This is a genomic window from Halanaerobium polyolivorans (assembly GCF_020711195.1).
GTDB lineage: Bacteria > Bacillota > Halanaerobiia > Halanaerobiales > Halanaerobiaceae > Halanaerobium > Halanaerobium polyolivorans.
Genome location: NZ_JAJFAT010000007.1, coordinates 87,939 through 105,327 on the forward strand (window position 1 = coordinate 87,939; position 17,389 = coordinate 105,327).

Sequence of the window (17,389 nt, forward strand, 5' to 3'; positions counted from 1 at the left end):
GATGGTATAATTACTTTGATTGCAGGAATATTAAACTGTGAAAAACTTTATTAGGAGGAAATTCAATGATTAAGTTCCTCAAGAACTTATTTAAAGATAAGAATGAGGTAGAATTAGAAAAATTACAGCCAATTGTTGATCAGATTAATGAACTAGAAGCAGAAATGCAGGCACTTTCAGATTCAGAATTGAAGGCGAAAACAGATGAATTTAAAGATAGACTTGCAGAAGGTGAAACTTTAGATGAACTTCTGCCAGAAGCATTTGCAGTTGTAAGAGAAGCAGCTCAACGCTCAACCAAGGAACAATTCCGCCATTATGATGTACAGTTGATCGGTGGTATCGTTCTTCACCAGGGTAAAATTGCAGAAATGAAAACAGGTGAAGGTAAAACCCTTGCTGCAACCCTGTCAGTCTATTTAAATGCACTTGAAGAAAAGGGAGTTCATGTTGTAACAGTTAATGACTATCTGGCCGAAAGAGATAGTGAATGGATGGGTCAGATTTATCGTTTTCTTGGGATGTCGGTTGGAGTTATTTTAAGTGGAATGTCACCAGCTGAAAGAAGAGAAGCCTATCAGTGTGATATCACCTATGGTACAAATAATGAATTTGGCTTTGATTATCTGAGAGACAACATGTCCTATAAGGAAGAAGATTTAGTGCAGCGGGAACACCACTATGCAATTTTAGATGAGGTAGACAGTATTTTAATCGATGAGGCCAGGACCCCTCTTATTATCTCCGGTCCGGTTCAGGAAAAAAGTTCAGATTATCGTAAATTCAACCGGGTAGTCCCCTATTTAAAAGAGGATGAACACTATGAGTTGGATGAGAAAAATAAGCTGGTAACTTTAACTGAAGAAGGTGTCAAAAAAGCAGAAGCAAAATTAAATGTTGACAACCTTTATGCAGAAGAAAATTTCAAACTTAATCATCAGTTAAATCAGGCTTTAAAAGCCCATACTTTGATGAAAAAAGATCGTGACTATATAGTTAAAGATGGTATGGTTAAGATAGTTGATGAGTTTACCGGGAGGGTAATGGAAGGCCGCCGCTACAGTGAAGGTCTTCACCAGGCTATCGAGGCTAAAGAAGGGGTAGAAGTACAAAAAGGAAGTCAAACCTTTGCTAAAATTACCCTGCAGAACTACTTTAGAATGTATGATAAGCTGGCCGGTATGACAGGTACAGCTGAAACAGAAGAAGAAGAGTTTATCAAAATATATGATATGCCGGTAGTTGTAATACCTACCAACAAACCGCTGATCAGGGATAATATGCCTGATCTGGTCTTTACTTCAAAAGAAGCTAAATACAAGGCGGTAATTGAAGAAATCAAAAGGCTCTATGAAAAAGGTCAGCCAGTACTTGTGGGTACAGCTGATATAGAAAACTCAGAAGCTTTAAGTAGAGCTTTAAAAAGAGAGCAGATCCCTCATGAAGTTTTAAATGCTAAAAATCATGAACGGGAAGCAGATATTATCAAAGATGCAGGCCAGAAAAAAAGTGTTACCATTGCTACCAATATGGCCGGTCGTGGTACAGATATTGTCCTTGGTGAAGGTGTTAAAGAGCTAGGTGGACTCCATGTACTTGGTACAGAAAGACATGAAAGCCGGAGAATCGATAACCAGCTCCGTGGTCGTTCTGGAAGACAGGGAGATCCCGGTTCATCTCAGTTTTATGTATCCTTAGAAGATGACCTCTTACGTCTTTTCGGTTCAGATAAAATAAACGGACTGCTTGATAAAATTGGAGTTGAAGAAGATCAACCTGTAGAACACAAATTCATCACCAATTCTATAGAAAGAGCTCAGCAGAAAGTAGAATCACGCAACTTTGATATCAGAAAGGCTATTTTGGAATATGATGATATCTTAAACAAACAGCGGGAAGTTATTTATGCTCAAAGACGTAAGCTTTTAGAAACAGATGAGCTAGAAGATAAAATTAGTGGAATGCTTAAACAGCTGGTTTATGATGTACTGGAAATGTTCATGTCAGATGACCTCCACCCTGATGAATGGGATTTAGAGGGAATGTTAGAATATCTGCACGGAAAAGGTTTAGCCAAAGGTGTTGAAGCAGCTAATCTAGATGGTAAATCAAGAGATGAAATCGCAGAAAAGATTATTCTCAGCTCTTTAGCTTCCTATCAGGAAAAAAGAGAAAAAGTTAATTCTGAGCGCTTTGAAAGGATTATTAAATTCCTGGCTCTGCGTGTTATTGATAGAAAGTGGATGAGTCACCTTGATAATATGGATGAACTAAGACAGGGAATAGGACTGAGAGCCTATGGTCAAAAAGATCCCCTGACAGAATATAAATTCGAATCATTTGATATGTTCAACGAGTTAACCGCTTCGATCAGAGAAGATATTATAGAAACAGCCTTTAAGGTTGAAGTTAGAGAAAAAAGAGAAATAGATAAAGAACAATTCAAACAGAGACAGCTTAATTATTCTTCACCTGAGGCAGCCCTCAGTGCCAGTCAATCTTCTTCAAGTTCAAATAATTCTAGCAGAAGTGGAGATGGTAGTGTTGGCCAGCAGACGGTTGTTAAAGAGGAAGAACCAGGTCGCAATGATCCCTGTCCCTGTGGCAGTGGTAAAAAATATAAGAAATGTTGTGGGAGATGATAACTGTGGCAGATAGTTTTGAGGACAGATTAGCAGATCTCAGATCACGCTTTAATGATTTGAGTGATTTACTTTGACCAGGATAAACTGCAAGCGGAAAAAGAAGCAATAGAAAAAGAAATGTCCCAGAGTGGTTTTTGGGATGATAAAGAAAATGCCAGACAGAAATCTCAGCGTTTAGATAAGCTGAAAAAAAGGCTTAAGGTGATTTCCGAATTAGAAGAAAAATTTGATGAAATAGAGATATATCAAGAATTAGCAGCTGAGGAGGGTGAAAACCTTAATCAGGAGCTTGAACAGAGCTTTTCTCAATTAGAAAAAAAGCTGGATAAACTTGAGCTAAAGCTGCGCTTAAATGAACCCTATGATGATCATAATGCAATTCTTGCTATTCATCCAGGAGCTGGAGGTACTGAATCACAGGACTGGGCAGCAATGCTGCTTAGAATGTACAACCGCTGGGCTGAAAATAATGGTTATCAGGTGGAAACACTTGAGTTTTCTGCTGGGGAAGAAGCAGGTATTAAAAGTGTTACTTTACTGATCTCTGGTGATTATGCCTTTGGTTATCTTAAAGGTGAAAGAGGGGTTCACCGTTTGGTGAGGATTTCTCCCTTTGATTCATCAGGTAGAAGGCATACTTCTTTTGCCTCGGTTGATGTACTGCCAGAGCTTGATGATGAACTTGAGGTCGATATAGATGAAAATGACCTAAGGATAGAGACCTATCGGGCCAGTGGTGCTGGTGGTCAGCATGTTAATAAAACTGATTCGGCTGTGCGGATCACCCATCAGCCAACCGGAGTGGTTGTCCAGTGTCAGAGCCAGCGTTCCCAGCATAAGAACAAAGAGGTAGCTATGAAGATTTTAAGCTCCAAATTGCTCGAATTAAAAGAAGAGGCTCAGGCAGAAAAAATTGAGGATCTAAGAGGTGAACACAAAGAAATTGCCTGGGGAAGTCAGATCCGTTCTTATGTGCTCCACCCCTATAATATGATCAAAGATCATCGGACTAATTTTGAAGAAGGAAATGTTGATAAGGTCTTAGATGGTTATTTAGATGAATTTATCGAGGAATATTTAAAATATAAGACTAGACAATAAAAGTGAAAAAGGTGAATTTCTTGAAAAAGCTATTAATTGCCATAATGTTAATTACAGTTATTGCTGCCGGATTTTCATTAAGCGGCAGAATAGAAGATATTGATCAGCGTAAGCAAGTAGAAATAGTTTTGGATGGTGAGGGCTATCAGGAATTAAAGTCCCTAGTACCAGAACTTCAATTATCTGAACTCAAAGCAAATGGGGTAAGTGCACTGGCTGTTTATCAGCAGAGCATAGAAGATTTGCTTGAAACCGGAAGTTTTAGAAGGCTGGAGGCAATTGATATTGCCATGCTTGATAGCCAACTTCAGTCTGAAATAGCTGCAGCAGGAATAGACACCAATAGTTTAACTGAAGGAGCTCTGTTTGTAATCCTGGCTGATAGTTTGCGGGCTCAGGTAGACAATCTCAGTTCCCATCTGAGTGAAGATTTTGCTGCAGAAACTTTTAGGGCTGGGGATTACACATTCCTCTATTTTCCTCAGTGGAGTGAAAGCTTAGTTGAGCTTAACCTCGGCTATAATCATCAACATTTAAGAGCTGCCAGAGAGGCAGGGCTTGAGATCGTTTATAGAAGTGGGAATAAGCTTAATGCAGCAGCAGCTCTGGAGAAAAAACTACCCCTTGTCAGACCTAAATTACTTCTCTTTTCCGGAGAAGAGGTGAGTGGTTTTCCGGGTGATATTGCTGCAGTAGCTGAGGTCATGCAGGAAGAAGAGATAGCTTTTGGCTTTGTTGAACCCTTTATAGTTAATCAGGCAGGTTCTAGAGAGCTGGCAGAACTGAACAACTATAATCTTTTGCGAACTCACAGTATGCAGCAGGATGAAGTAGAAAAAGCTACAGCTCAGCTGATAGTTGGCCGTTATTTAAGGGCGATCAGGGAGAGAAATGTGAGGGTGGTACTACACCGACCCTACTTAGAAGGTACCAATCTTTTGCAGAGAAATTTAAATCTCCTCAGTTCTTTGAGGGCCGAATTAGAAGCAGCAAATTACACGATTTCTGGTGCAGAAGCAAGCCCCTATTTTAGCGGCTCACTCATTAAGCTGCTTATAGCTTTAACCGGTGTAACAGCAGCTGGGATTTTAATGCTCAATTATTTTAGTAAATTTAAATATCAAAAACTTTTAAATATATTTTTTCTTATTTCGGCAGCAGCAGCTTTTGGCTTAATTCAGCTCGGCGAGCTTGTTCTGCTGAGGCAGATAACAGCCTTAGGAGCTGCAATTATCTTTCCTACTCTGGCTATTATGGCCTTTTTGCTTAATGATCAGCCAGGTGGAGAAGAACTGCCAAAAAGCTCTGCTTTAATAGAAATAGTAAAAAGATTTACAGCAGCTATAATAACTGCTCTTAGTGGTGGGATTTTCATCAGTGCAGCTTTAAACAGCAGTGATTTTATCTTTCAGGTCGAACATTTTAGAGGTGTTAAAATAACATTTTTAATGCCGCTGATTTTGATTTCACTCTATTATTTATTAAAACTGGGAGAAAATGATTTAAAAAGAGATATACCACTTTTTTTAGAAACAACTATTAAGGTAAAACACCTTGTTTTGGCAGCTATTTTAGCTATGATAGCAGTTGTCTATATAGGGAGGACCGGAAACTTTCCTCTTTTACCGGTGCCAGCCTGGGAGCTGACATTTAGGAGCCTGATCGAAAGAATACTTTATGTTAGACCGCGTTTTAAGGAGTTTTTAATCGGTCATCCACTCTTGATTCTGGCCCTCTGGCTCAGCAGTAAAAAGAGAAAAGAACTTTATTTTTATCCCCTCCTCTTATTAGCTTCAGTGGGAGTTATTACAACTGTTAATACTTTTTCTCATTTACACACTCCGATTATGGTTTCACTTTTAAGGACCTTCCATTCGTATTGGTTGGGGCTGATTCTCGGAGCTGGATTCGTCATTTTTTATCAGCTGATTCAGTATTTATATAAAAAATATTATTTAGATAATATCTAAACTGGAGCTATGATAATGAAAAAGATTGTGATTTCAGGTTATTATGGATTTGATAACCTTGGTGATGAAGCAATACTAGCCGGGATAATCTCCCTGCTTAAAAAAAAGAATAAAGAACTCAAAATAACGGTGCTTTCCGCTTCACCAGAGCAGAGTGCTGAACGTTATGGTGTAGAAACTGTTAGTAGAACATCGATTCCTAAAATTTTGGCTCTGCTTAAAGAAGCGGATCTTTTTATTAGTGGAGGTGGCAGTTTGCTGCAGGATGTAACAGGTTCTGCTTCTGTACCATATTATTTGGGTCTTTTCTGGCTGGCAAAAATGCAGAAGTGTAAAACAGCCTTTTATGCTCAAGGAGTAGGACCTTTAAATAAAGGTTGGAGCCGATTACTTACTGCCTTTTCTTTAAATAGATTTGATTTTATCGGGGTTAGAGATCAGAAATCTAAAGAGCTTTTAAAAGAGGTCGGGGTTAAAAAAGAGATAATAGAGACCGTTGATCCGGTTTTTGCCCTTTATGAACGGGAAAATGTGGTTAGACAAAAGATCAAGGGTGAATTAAAAATCGGTGTTTCTGTTAGACCCTGGTCAACAGATTATTTGGCTGAACTGGCAAAAGGACTTAATAATTTTGCTCGAGAATATAAGGTGAGTTATCAGCTTTTTGCCATGCACAAAGGCTCAGATAAAAAAATGACAGCAGAGTTAAAAGAGCTTTTAGAAACTGATTCGGAAATTATAGAACTTCCAGCTGAACCTAAAGCTGCTTTAAAAAAGTTTGCGCTGCTGGATCTTTTTCTGGGGGTTAGGCTGCACAGTTTGATCTTTGCTCTCATAAATCAGATTCCTTCCCTTGCTTTAAGCTATGATCCCAAGATTGAAGGTTTGATAGATCCGATCAGCTATTTACCGCTGCTCAAATTAGAAGGACTGCAGGGAGAAGAAATTGAGCAGGAGCTTGAAGCTTTACTTTCAGAACGCTATACTGTCCGCAAAAAATTATGGGATTTTGCACTGGAGAAAAAAAAGGCAGCTGAAGATTTTAGGGAACTCCTTTTTAAGGAGGTTTCACTTTGAGAGAAGTTTTAAATATTTTAAATGTAAAGATAGATAAGCTGGATATGGATGGGGCAGCAGCAAGAATTCGTAGTTTTTTAAAAGAGGATGGCCCTTCACTTGTAGTAACCCCTAATTCTGAGATGATCGCCATGGCTGCAGAGGATGCTGAACTAGCTGAGATACTTAATTCGGCAGCTCTTGCCACTGCAGATGGAGCCGGAGTTGTACTGGCTTCAAAGATAATGGGTGATAAGCTGCCGGAAAGGGTAGCAGGTTTTGATCTGATCAACCGTCTTTTTAGTGAACTGGAAAACGAAGCTTATAATTTTTATTTTTTAGGCAGCAAACCGGGTATAGTTGACAAAGCTGTAGAAAATTTAAAGCAGAGCTATCCGGCTTTAAATATTGTCGGGTATCATCATGGTTACATAGATAAAAAGATGCAGGAAGAAATAATAGCTGAGATAAATGAGCGGGAGGTAGATCTGCTTTTAGTGGGAATGGGAGTTCCACTCCAGGAAAGATTTCTAGCCCAAAATCTCAGCCAACTTAAGCTTAAAGTTGCTATCACAGTTGGGGGAAGTTTTGATGTGCTGGCCGGTGAGGCCAAACGGGCTCCACTCTGGATGCAGAAAGCCAGTCTTGAATGGTTTTACAGGCTTTTACAGGAACCTTCTCGTTTTGCAAGGATGCTGGCCTTACCTAAATTCATTTATTTAGTTTTAAAAAAAAGATTTTTAAAAAGCTAAGAGTATTTTTGAAATCTCAAAGGCTTGAGTTAAGTTTGATTAAAAACAGGGGGAAGAGAAGATGGTCAAAAGAAAGATTATAGAATATATGGGCATGACAGTGGGAAGTTTTATAATTGCTCTGGCCTTAACAGTCTTTTTAGTACCGAATAGAATTGCCGCTGGGGGAATAAGTGGACTGGCAACCGTTATATTTTATTTAACTAACTTTCCGATCGGTATTACCATGCTTGTTTTTAATATCCCCTTATTTTTAGCCAGTATGAAGATCATGGGTACCGGTTTTGGGCTTAAAACAATTTATGGAATTTTAACTTTTTCTTTTTTTACTGATCTTTTACAGCCTAATGTGGTTGCTTTAACAGATGATCTTTTACTCGCCTCTATTTATGGAGGAGTCTTAGGTGGAATTGGACTGGGAATAGTTTTTCGTTCCCGGGGTACAACAGGTGGTACAGATATGATAGCTACACTGATTAATTATTTTACCGGGATTACGGTTGGAGAAGGTCTATTGATTGCTGATGGAATAGTTGTGGCTCTGGCTGGAATATTTTTTAATATCGAGGTTGCCCTTTATGCTGCAGTAACCATTTTTATTACCTCCCAGACCATCGATGTTGTTCAGGAAGGTCTGCACATTAAAAAAGCGGTGCTGATTATTTCTGATCAGGCAGAAGAGATCAATAAAAAAATTGTTAATGATTTAAATAGAGGCACAACTAAATTCAAAGGTGAAGGTGGTTTTACAGGTAGTGAGAAAAAAGTACTGATGTCCATTATTTCCCGGACAGAGGTCTCAAGCTTAAAAAAGATAGTGGCAGAAATAGATAAAGATGCCTTTGTTGTGATTAGTAATGCTAATGAGGTTATTGGAGAAGGATTTGCAGAAATTGCTGAGAAGATATAGTTTTTAGATAATTGTTGATTAAAATTAAGAAAGAAGGTGGATAAGTTGATAAGCAAAATAAGAGAAATTTATCAGAATAAATTAATTGTTTTACTGCTGGCCCTGTTCTTGATGGTATCTGTGCTGGGGGGGAACCTTGCAGCTGAAGAAGTAGAATTAGATGAACCGATAACTGAAGAATCACTAGAAGAATCGGATTACACAAAGGCAAATGCCTTTCAGGATATAATGTATTTACTGCAGAACTATTATGTTGAAGATGTAGAACTTGATACTCTAATCCAGGGTGCAATCGAGGGAATGTTAAATAAGGTTGACCGCTACTCATATTTTATGACTCCCAAAGAATTTGCAGAAATGCAGCAGGAATATGAAGGCAAATATGGTGGAATTGGTATTGTAATTACAACCCGTGATAATGAGCTGACAATAGTATCACCGATCAATAATACTCCAGGAGAAAGAGCAGGCTTACAGTCAGGTGATGTGATTAAGGAAATAGATGGGCAGGATACTGCAGAGATGTCACAGATGAAGGCCGCTGATTTAATGAGGGGTGAAGAAGGTACTGATGTTGTATTAAAAATCAAAAGGGGACAGGAAGATCCCTTTGAAGTTGAGATAACAAGGGAAGATATAGAAGTACCTTATGTAGAATCGGAAATGAAAACAGAGCAAATAGGCTATATTAGTCTGGCCCAGTTTATAGAAAATGTAGGAAGTGATGTAGAAAATGAATTGGCTGAATTAAAAGAGGCTGGTGCTCAGGGAATAATCCTTGATCTGCGTAATAATCCGGGTGGAATCCTTTCTGAATCAATTGATGTTGCCTCTGTATTTTTAGATCAAGGTGATATAGTTTCTGTAAGACAGAGAGATGAAACCGAAAGAGTACTAGAAGTAAATCAGCAGATGAACTCTGATACTGAAATACCTTTGATAGTATTGATAAATGTAGGTTCAGCCAGTGGCTCAGAGATAGTAGCAGGTGCTTTTCAGGATTATGAAAGAGCAGTAATTATGGGAACAAACAGTTTTGGTAAAGGTGTTGTGCAGTCTGTAATACCTCTCCAGGATGGCTCAGCAGTAAGTTTAACAACTGCTAGATACTATACTCCTAAGGATAACTATATTCACGAGCTGGGTATAGAACCTGATATCAAGGTAGAATTTGATGCTGATGCAGCAGCTGAAGAAGTCGATAATCAGCTGGAAGCAGCTATTGAAGAAATGGAGAGAATTTTAGCTGAAAGATAATAATTAGGAGCTGAAATAAATGGGTATATTTGAAATAATGGGGCCGGCGATGATCGGCCCTTCTAGTTCTCATACAGCAGGTGCTGCCAGAATAGGTAGGATGGCTGCCCTTCTTTTTGCCGAAAAAATAGATAAGGCTGTTGTTAAGCTGCACGGTTCTTTTGCTGATACGGCAGTTGGTCATGGAACAGATAAAGCCATTATTGGTGGATTATTGGGATTTAAGCCTGATGACGAACGGCTCAGAGATTCTTTTAGCTGGGCTGAAAAAAAAGGAATGGATTATTTAATCGAAGAGATTAAATTAAGAGATGTTCACCCAAATACTGCTTTAATTGAATTATCTAATCAAAGTACTGCTCAATCTATTTCCGTTCTGGCTGCTTCTATCGGTGGAGGCAGCATAGAGGTCAGGGAGATCAATGCTAGTCCTGTTAAATTAACAGGTAGGCTGCCTACCCTCTGGATCAGACATAAAGACAGACCGGGAGAAATAGCTTTGATCACCACAGTTTTAGGAGAACATCAGATTAATATTGCTTTTATGCAGGTTTATAGAAATCGGAGAGGTGACATAGGTTCCTCGATACTGGAATTAGATCAAAAACCTCCTCAAGCTGTGCTTGATCAATTAGAAAAGTGCAAAGATATCTATCAGCTTAGATATCTGCCTGCATTATAGGGGGAGATAAGAGGTGGAGTACAGAACAATAGAGGAACTATTAAATTTAGCTGAGCAAGAGAACACTTCTCTTGCCGAAATAGTATTAAGGGTAGAGATGGAAGAAAGTGAACTCAGCCGAAATGAGATAGAAGAGCTGATGCTGGATAATTTAGAGGTAATGAGGCAGTCAATAAGCAGAGGTATTAATAATAAGATCAAAACAGGTGGGGGCTTAGTTGGTCAAGAAGCCTTAAAAATGAAAAATTATTATCAAAAAGATAAGCAGGATTTTACTATTCATAATAAGGTGATCAGCTATGCTTTAGCAGTAGCTGAAGTAAATGCCGGAATGGGCAAGATTATTGCCGGTCCCACAGCTGGTGCAAGTGGGATTGTTCCTGCAGTAGTTGTTGCCTTAGCTGAAGAATTAGAGCTTAAAGATCATAAAGTAATTGAGGCTCTATTTACTGCTTCTGGACTTGGCTATGTTATCTCTAAAAAAGCTACTCTTTCTGGAGCAGCTGGTGGCTGCCAGGCTGAATGTGGGGCAGCAGCGGCAATGGCTGCTGGAGCAGCTGTAGAGCTAAAAGGAGGTAATCCTAAAATGGTTGTTAATGCCTTTGCCCTGGCCTTAAAAAACATGTTAGGACTTGTTTGTGATCCGGTGGCAGGCCTGGTAGAAGTACCCTGTGTTAAAAGGAATGCTTTTGCAGCAGCTCATGCTTTAACAGCTTCTGCGATGGCTAGGGCGGGAATAGAAAGCGTTATTCCTGCAGATGAGGTAATCAATGCCATGACAGATATAGGAGAGCAGATGCCTAATACATTAAAAGAAACTTCAAAGGGTGGTCTAGCTGTCTGTGAGACAGCCTTAAAAATTAAAGATGAATTATTTAATAACTAAGAGGCGCTTTGGCCTCTTTTTTTTGTAAATTTTTACTTGCATTATTGGGTATAATTTCCTATAATATAAACACAAAATAAAAGCTAATCAGATTCACCCCTTATATTCTCTGGAGAAGACTAAGGAGGTGTTAATTATGCTGAGGAAATTAAATGAGCTTAAAGCTTTTAAAGTTCAGGGTAAAGAGGAAGAACTAGGTGAAGTTAGTGATTTTTACTTTGATCAGGATCATTTTATTCTCCGCTATTTAGTTTTAGATACTGATTGCTGGCTTAAAAAAGAACAGACTTTAATCTCTACCGATGAAATAGAAGCTATTGACCACAATAAAAAAGAAATTAAAACAACTATGAGAGCAGAAGCATTAGAAAATGGACCCAGTCTAGAAAAAAATCAGCCTATTTCTAAAATAATGGAAGAAAACGTTGTTGATTACTATGATTGGCCGCTTTATTGGGCGAGTACAAGTTCTGGAGGAGTACCTACTATTCCAGCTGGGACAAAAATGAGAGAAAAGTTATTTGATTTTGAAACTCTAACTGATGAAGAAAAACAGGCAAAAGAGGAGGAACTTGATTCTAATCTGAGAAGCTTAAATGAAATCAGTGGTTATGAAATTCAGGCTGTAGATAAGAGTTTTGGCAAGGTAAAAGACCTTTTTGTAGATGAAGAAGACTGGTTAATCCGCTATTTATTAATAGATACCCGTAAAATATTACCTTCCAAAAAGGTGATCATCGCCCCTGAATGGGTTCGTCATATCAGCTGGGACAAAAAGCAGATCTTTGTTGATAAAAGCAAAAAAGAGATTAAAAATGCTCCTAAATATGAAGAAGATGAGGCCAAAGAGTTGGTTGATAGAGATTATGAAGAAGACCTCTATGATCATTATGATGAACCTAAGTACTGGCCTTAAATTTAAAAAGCTTAGCTTGATAAACAAAGAATCCTTAACGGGATTCTTTTTTTTGTCCAATTCTCTTTAAATTAATAATAATTATTGATATAATAATACAGCAGCACTAAACATACATTCACTTTTTTGCTTATTTGTTATTAGCTTACGGAAAATATTTGATTACTGCAGTATAATAAATATTCAGGATTAAAATTATTTAAGAAATTAATTTAACTATTGGGGGAGATATTTTGTGAAAGACGGAGAATTTAAACTTAAAGCCCCTTTTGCAGCAAAAGGAGATCAACCTGAAGCCATAGAAAATTTGGCCAAAGGCATAAATAAAGGCTATAAACATCAGACCCTGCTTGGGGCAACAGGAACCGGCAAAACATTTACCATGGCCAGGCTGGTGGAAGAGGTTAATAAGCCGACCTTAGTTATTGCCCATAATAAAACCCTGGCAGCTCAATTGACAAGTGAATTTAAAGAGTTTTTTCCCGATAATGCAGTTGAGTATTTTGTAAGTTATTATGACTATTATCAACCTGAGGCTTATGTTCCTCAGACAGATACCTATATAGAAAAAGATGCCTCTGTAAATGAAGAAATAGAGAAGCTGAGACTTTCAGCTACAACCTCACTTTTTGAGAGAAGAGATGTTTTGATTGTGGCAAGTGTTTCCTGTATTTACGGACTTGGTTCACCTGATGATTATCTTGATTTATCTCTTCATATAAAGCAGGGAAAGATAATGGAGCGCAAAGAGATCACCAGAAGTTTAACCTTTATGCAGTACAGTCGTAATGATATGGATACTTCTCGAGGGCACTTTCGGGTTAAAGGAGATGTAATCGACATTTTCCCTGCTTACAGGGATGTAGCGATCAGAGTAGAACTATTTGGTGATGAGATTGAAAGAATTACTAGAATTAATACTGTGACCGGAGAGGTTCAGGCAGAAATAGATGAAATGACAATTTATCCTGCTTCTCACTTTGTAACACCTGAGGATAAGGTTAAAAGAGCAATTAAAACAATTTCAGCTGAGTTAGAAGAGCGTTTAGAAGAATTAAGAACTGAAAACAGGCTGGTTGAGGCCCAAAGGCTTGAACAGCGAACCCGCTATGATTTAGAGATGTTAGAACAGATGGGCTTTTGTTCAGGTATAGAAAATTATGCTAGACATTTGGCAGGGAGGGAAAAGGGTTCAAGACCGATGGCCCTCTTAGATTATTTTCCCGATGATTTTATGGTAATAATCGATGAATCACATATGACCGTACCTCAAATTGGAGGAATGTATGCTGGTGACCGTTCCCGTAAAGAAAAACTGGTTGAATATGGTTTCCGACTTCCTTCTGCTCTTGATAACAGACCACTCAATTTTGAAGAGTTTCAGGAGGTAGTTCCACAGGCAGTTTATGTATCTGCAACCCCTGGACCCTATGAGAAAAAACACAGCAAGCAAATTGTGGAACAGATAATTAGACCAACAGGTCTGGTAGATCCAGAAATAGTTCTTAGGCCTACTAAAGCTCAGATAGATGATTTGCTGGAAGAGATTAGACAGGTTGTTAAAGCTGGAGAAAGGGTTCTGGTTACAACTTTAACCAAAAAAATGTCAGAGGATCTGACAGAATATCTGGCAGAAGCAGGGATCAGAGTTCGCTATCTTCATTCAGATATCGATACTATTGAAAGGTCAGAGATTATTCGCGATCTCAGACTGGGTGAGTTTGATGTTCTGGTCGGGATCAATCTTTTAAGAGAAGGTTTAGATCTACCAGAGGTTTCTAGAGTTGCTATTTTAGATGCAGACAAAGAAGGATTTCTGCGTTCAGAAAGGGCTTTAGTACAGACCATCGGTAGAGCTGCCCGTAATGTTGGTGGTAAGGTAATAATGTATGCTGATAAAATAACTGATTCAATGCGAAATGCTATAGATGAAACAGAAAGAAGAAGAGAAATACAGCTTAAATATAATGAAGAAAATGATATAACACCGGAAACGATTATCAAACCTGTACGAGATGTGCTGAGACCGGTTGAGATGGTTGTTTCTGAAGATAAAAGCCGTTATTATGATAAAAGTAAAGCTGGAGAAAGTGAAGCAGAAAGAAAAGAAAATTATGCTGAGATGAGCAGCAAAGAAATCCATCAATTAATTATGGATTTAGAAGCAGAAATGGAAGAGGCTGCAGCAAATCTAGAATTTGAAATTGCAGCTCAGATTAGAGATGAAATAGAAGAATTAGAAGCAGAACTTTAATGTCAAAGCTATAATACAAGAGGTGTAAAAATGGCAAAAGATCGAATAATAGTTAAGGGTGCTGAAGAGCACAACCTTAAAAAAATAGATTTAGATATTCCGCGTGATAAATTAATAGTGATCACAGGTTTAAGTGGTTCTGGTAAGTCTTCCCTTGCTTTTGATACCATTTATGCAGAAGGACAGAGGCGTTATGTAGAGTCTCTCTCTGCCTATGCAAGGCAGTTTTTAGGGCAGATGGAAAAACCAAGGGTAGAATATATAGAGGGACTTTCACCTGCGATTTCGATCGACCAAAAAACAACCAGCCGTAATCCCCGCTCAACTGTGGGAACTGTTACCGAGATTTATGACTATCTGCGCTTGCTTTATGCTAGAGTTGGTATTCCTCACTGTCCTGAATGTGGACAGGAGATCAACTCCCAAACCGTTGATGAAATTGTAGATCAGGTTTTAGAACTTCCCGAAAGAACAAAGATCATGGTGATGGCCCCTATAGTCAGGGGACGTAAAGGTGAACATGAGAGAACCTTTCTGCAGGCAGTTAGAGATGGTTTTGTCAGAGCCAGGATCGATGGAGAAATAATGCTGCTTGAAGAGGCTGAAAAACTTGATAAAAATATTAAACATGATATTGAGGTCATAGTTGACCGTTTGATCGTTAAGCAGGGGATCAGAGAAAGACTGGCTGACTCAGTAGAAACAGCCTTAGAATATGCTGATGGACTGGTCATGATTAACGAAGTTGATGGTCAAACAACAACCTATAGTGAAAAATTTGCCTGTGTTGATTGTGGGATCAGTTTAGAAGAGAAATCTCCCCGGATGTTTTCTTTTAACAGTCCTTATGGGGCCTGTGATAATTGTGGAGGTCTGGGCGTGAAAAAAGAGTTTGATCCCGAATTGATCTTAGATAAAGACAAATCAATTGCTGAGGGAGGAATAATTCCCTGGAAAAATTCTTCCAGCCGTTATTATCCAGCCCTCTTGGCAGCTTTAGCGGAAAAACATGATTTTAGCCGGCAGACCCCACTTAAAAAACTGGATGAAGATTTGATAAAATTACTGCTTTATGGAAGTAAGGAGAAAATAACCTTCCCTTATACCAATCGTTATGGGAGAACAAGGGATCATACAACCAAATTTAAGGGAGTAATCGGCTATTTACAAAAAAGAATGAGTGATTCTGATTCACCAGGAACTCATAAACGGATGGAAAGATATATGAATGAAATCCCCTGTCAGGTTTGTGGAGGTCAGCGTTTAAAACCTGAGGTGCTGGCAGTAACCATCGGTGGACTTTCCATTGCTGAATTTACTGCTTTTTCAATTAAAGACGCCTACAGCTTTTTAGAAGAGGTAGAATTTGATCAGAGACGGGCTTATATAGGTAAAGAAATTCTCAAAGAAATTAAGGCCAGGCTCAGTTTTTTAATTGATGTGGGGCTCGATTATTTAACCCTTGATCGTTCTGCTGGAACCCTTTCTGGTGGAGAAGCTCAGCGAATCAGGCTGGCAACCCAGATCGGTTCAGGTCTTGTCGGAGTATTATATATACTTGATGAGCCAAGTATTGGTTTACACCAGCGGGATAATAATCGTCTGATTAGAACCTTAGAGCATATTAGGGATCAGGGTAATACTGTAATCGTGGTTGAACATGATGAAGAAACAATTCGCTCAGCTGATCATATTATTGATATCGGGCCTGGGGCCGGAAAACACGGGGGAGAAATTGTTGCCCAGGGTAGTGTTGATGATATTATAAATGAAAAAAGATCATTAACAGGTCAGTATTTAAATGGCAGCAAAAAAATAGAAGTACCTGCAGATAGATATCAGCCCAACGGTAATTGGCTGACAATAGAAGGAGCCAGACAGCACAACCTTAAAAATATAGATGTTGATATTCCCCTGGGAACTTTCACCTGTGTGACAGGAGTTTCAGGTTCAGGTAAAAGTACCTTGGTCAATAATGTTTTAAAAAGAAGGTTGATGAAAGAAATCTATGATTCAACCCTTCATCCTGGAGATCATGATGGTTTAAAGGGTTTAGAGCAGATAGATAAGGTGATCAATATCGATCAGTCTCCGATCGGGAGAACACCCCGCTCTAATCCAGTCACCTATACCAAGGTTTTTAATTATATCAGAGATGTATTTGCCAGTACTCCAGAAGCCAAACAGCGTGGTTATGAAATCGGCCGTTTCAGCTTTAATGTTAAAGGAGGACGCTGTGAAGCCTGTAAAGGTCAGGGGGAAGAACAGATAGAAATGCACTTTTTACCTGATGTTTATGTTCCCTGTGAGGTCTGTGATGGTAAAAGATATAATCGGGAGACCTTAGAGATAAAATATAAGGGTAAAAATATAGCTGATGTATTAGATATGAATGTTGAAGAAGCCCTGGAGTTTTTTGAAAACATCGAAACTATTAGAAGAAGGCTGCAGACCCTTTATGATGTAGGTTTAGGCTATATTAGATTAGGTCAGCCCGCTACAACCCTTTCTGGAGGAGAAGCTCAGCGGGTTAAAATCGCTAAAGAACTCGGCAAAAGAAGTACAGGCCAAACTATTTATTTATTAGATGAGCCGACAACAGGTCTTCATTTTGACGATGTAAAAAAGCTTTTAAGTGTACTTCACCGCCTCAGAGAAGATGGTAATACAGTGATTGTAATCGAGCATAATTTAGATGTGATAAAATCAGCTGATTATATTATTGATTTAGGTCCAGAAGGTGGAGAAAAAGGTGGGCAGTTAATCGCCAAGGGTAGCCCTGAAGCTGTAGCCAATACTGAAGGTTCATATACAGGTAAATTTTTAAAGGATATACTTTAAATCAATTTAGATTCAATTAACCTCCAGCATTTTGTTGGAGGTTTTTCATTTCTTAGTATTAATAAATAGCTATTAATCCTAGAATAAGTGGATACATAATTGACCCCAGTCAAAAATTA

Annotated in this window: 12 protein-coding genes; all 12 read left to right on the top strand. The window is 38.6% G+C overall.

What is annotated here, in order from left to right:
- Positions 1-65 precede the first annotated feature (65 nt).
- The 12 genes from secA to uvrA all read left to right on the top strand — a co-directional run bounded on the left by secA (position 66) and on the right by uvrA (position 17,270).
- Positions 66-2,642: a preprotein translocase subunit SecA gene (gene secA / locus LJ207_RS06410; protein WP_229345295.1), complete on the top strand. Its 2,577-nt coding sequence runs from the start codon at positions 66-68 to the stop codon at positions 2,640-2,642.
- A protein-coding gene (gene prfB / locus LJ207_RS06415) for a peptide chain release factor 2 (protein ID WP_369414168.1) occupies positions 2,639-3,746 on the top strand; the annotation gives its coding sequence in 2 pieces (ribosomal slippage) (positions 2,639-2,707 and positions 2,709-3,746; 1,107 coding nt in all). The genes secA and prfB overlap by 4 nt, the downstream gene beginning before the upstream one ends.
- 11 nt (positions 3,747-3,757) lie before the next feature.
- A complete protein-coding gene (locus LJ207_RS06420) occupies positions 3,758-5,716 on the top strand; it encodes a DUF5693 family protein (RefSeq protein ID WP_229345299.1) in 1,959 nt (652 codons plus the stop codon).
- A 15-nt stretch (positions 5,717-5,731) separates the two neighbouring features.
- Complete coding sequence (gene csaB / locus LJ207_RS06425; protein WP_229345300.1) at positions 5,732-6,793, top strand: polysaccharide pyruvyl transferase CsaB; 1,062 nt, start codon at positions 5,732-5,734, stop codon at positions 6,791-6,793.
- Positions 6,790-7,524 (top strand): WecB/TagA/CpsF family glycosyltransferase, encoded by a 735-nt coding sequence (locus tag LJ207_RS06430; protein WP_229345302.1) that lies wholly within the window; start codon positions 6,790-6,792, stop codon positions 7,522-7,524. Before csaB ends, LJ207_RS06430 begins: the two co-directional genes overlap by 4 nt.
- Before the next feature lie 61 nt (positions 7,525-7,585).
- The gene (locus tag LJ207_RS06435; protein ID WP_229345304.1) at positions 7,586-8,434 is read left to right on the top strand and encodes a YitT family protein; all 849 of its coding nucleotides are present in this window, start codon (positions 7,586-7,588) and stop codon (positions 8,432-8,434) included.
- Between the two features lie 45 nt (positions 8,435-8,479).
- Positions 8,480-9,691, top strand: a complete 1,212-nt coding sequence (locus LJ207_RS06440) for a S41 family peptidase (RefSeq protein ID WP_229345306.1) — start codon at positions 8,480-8,482, stop codon at positions 9,689-9,691.
- Between the two features lie 19 nt (positions 9,692-9,710).
- Positions 9,711-10,373 carry an L-serine ammonia-lyase, iron-sulfur-dependent subunit beta gene (sdaAB, locus tag LJ207_RS06445; RefSeq protein ID WP_229345308.1) on the top strand — a complete coding sequence of 221 codons (663 nt, stop codon included), beginning with the start codon at positions 9,711-9,713 and terminating at the stop codon, positions 10,371-10,373.
- A gap of 13 nt (positions 10,374-10,386) precedes the next feature.
- Positions 10,387-11,259 carry an L-serine ammonia-lyase, iron-sulfur-dependent, subunit alpha gene (gene sdaAA, locus LJ207_RS06450; RefSeq protein ID WP_229345310.1) on the top strand — a complete coding sequence of 291 codons (873 nt, stop codon included), beginning with the start codon at positions 10,387-10,389 and terminating at the stop codon, positions 11,257-11,259.
- 136 nt (positions 11,260-11,395) lie between these two features.
- Positions 11,396-12,175: a PRC-barrel domain-containing protein gene (locus LJ207_RS06455; RefSeq protein WP_229345312.1), complete on the top strand. Its 780-nt coding sequence runs from the start codon at positions 11,396-11,398 to the stop codon at positions 12,173-12,175.
- A 235-nt stretch (positions 12,176-12,410) separates the two neighbouring features.
- Positions 12,411-14,429: an excinuclease ABC subunit UvrB gene (gene uvrB, locus LJ207_RS06460; RefSeq protein WP_229345314.1), complete on the top strand. Its 2,019-nt coding sequence runs from the start codon at positions 12,411-12,413 to the stop codon at positions 14,427-14,429.
- A 30-nt stretch (positions 14,430-14,459) separates the two neighbouring features.
- Positions 14,460-17,270 carry an excinuclease ABC subunit UvrA gene (uvrA, locus tag LJ207_RS06465; RefSeq protein ID WP_229345315.1) on the top strand — a complete coding sequence of 937 codons (2,811 nt, stop codon included), beginning with the start codon at positions 14,460-14,462 and terminating at the stop codon, positions 17,268-17,270.
- Positions 17,271-17,389: the final 119 nt, after the last annotated feature.

What these genes read in the sequence shown, in the direction of transcription:
- sdaAB (WP_229345308.1), top strand. Translation starts at nt 9,711, where the DNA reads ATGGGTATATTTGAAATAATGGGGCCGGCGATGATCGGCCCTTCTAGT.
- LJ207_RS06455 (WP_229345312.1), top strand. Translation starts at nt 11,396, where the DNA reads ATGCTGAGGAAATTAAATGAGCTTAAAGCTTTTAAAGTTCAGGGTAAA.
- LJ207_RS06435 (WP_229345304.1), top strand. Translation starts at nt 7,586, where the DNA reads ATGGTCAAAAGAAAGATTATAGAATATATGGGCATGACAGTGGGAAGT.
- secA (WP_229345295.1), top strand. Translation starts at nt 66, where the DNA reads ATGATTAAGTTCCTCAAGAACTTATTTAAAGATAAGAATGAGGTAGAA.
- csaB (WP_229345300.1), top strand. Translation starts at nt 5,732, where the DNA reads ATGAAAAAGATTGTGATTTCAGGTTATTATGGATTTGATAACCTTGGT.
- uvrA (WP_229345315.1), top strand. Translation starts at nt 14,460, where the DNA reads ATGGCAAAAGATCGAATAATAGTTAAGGGTGCTGAAGAGCACAACCTT.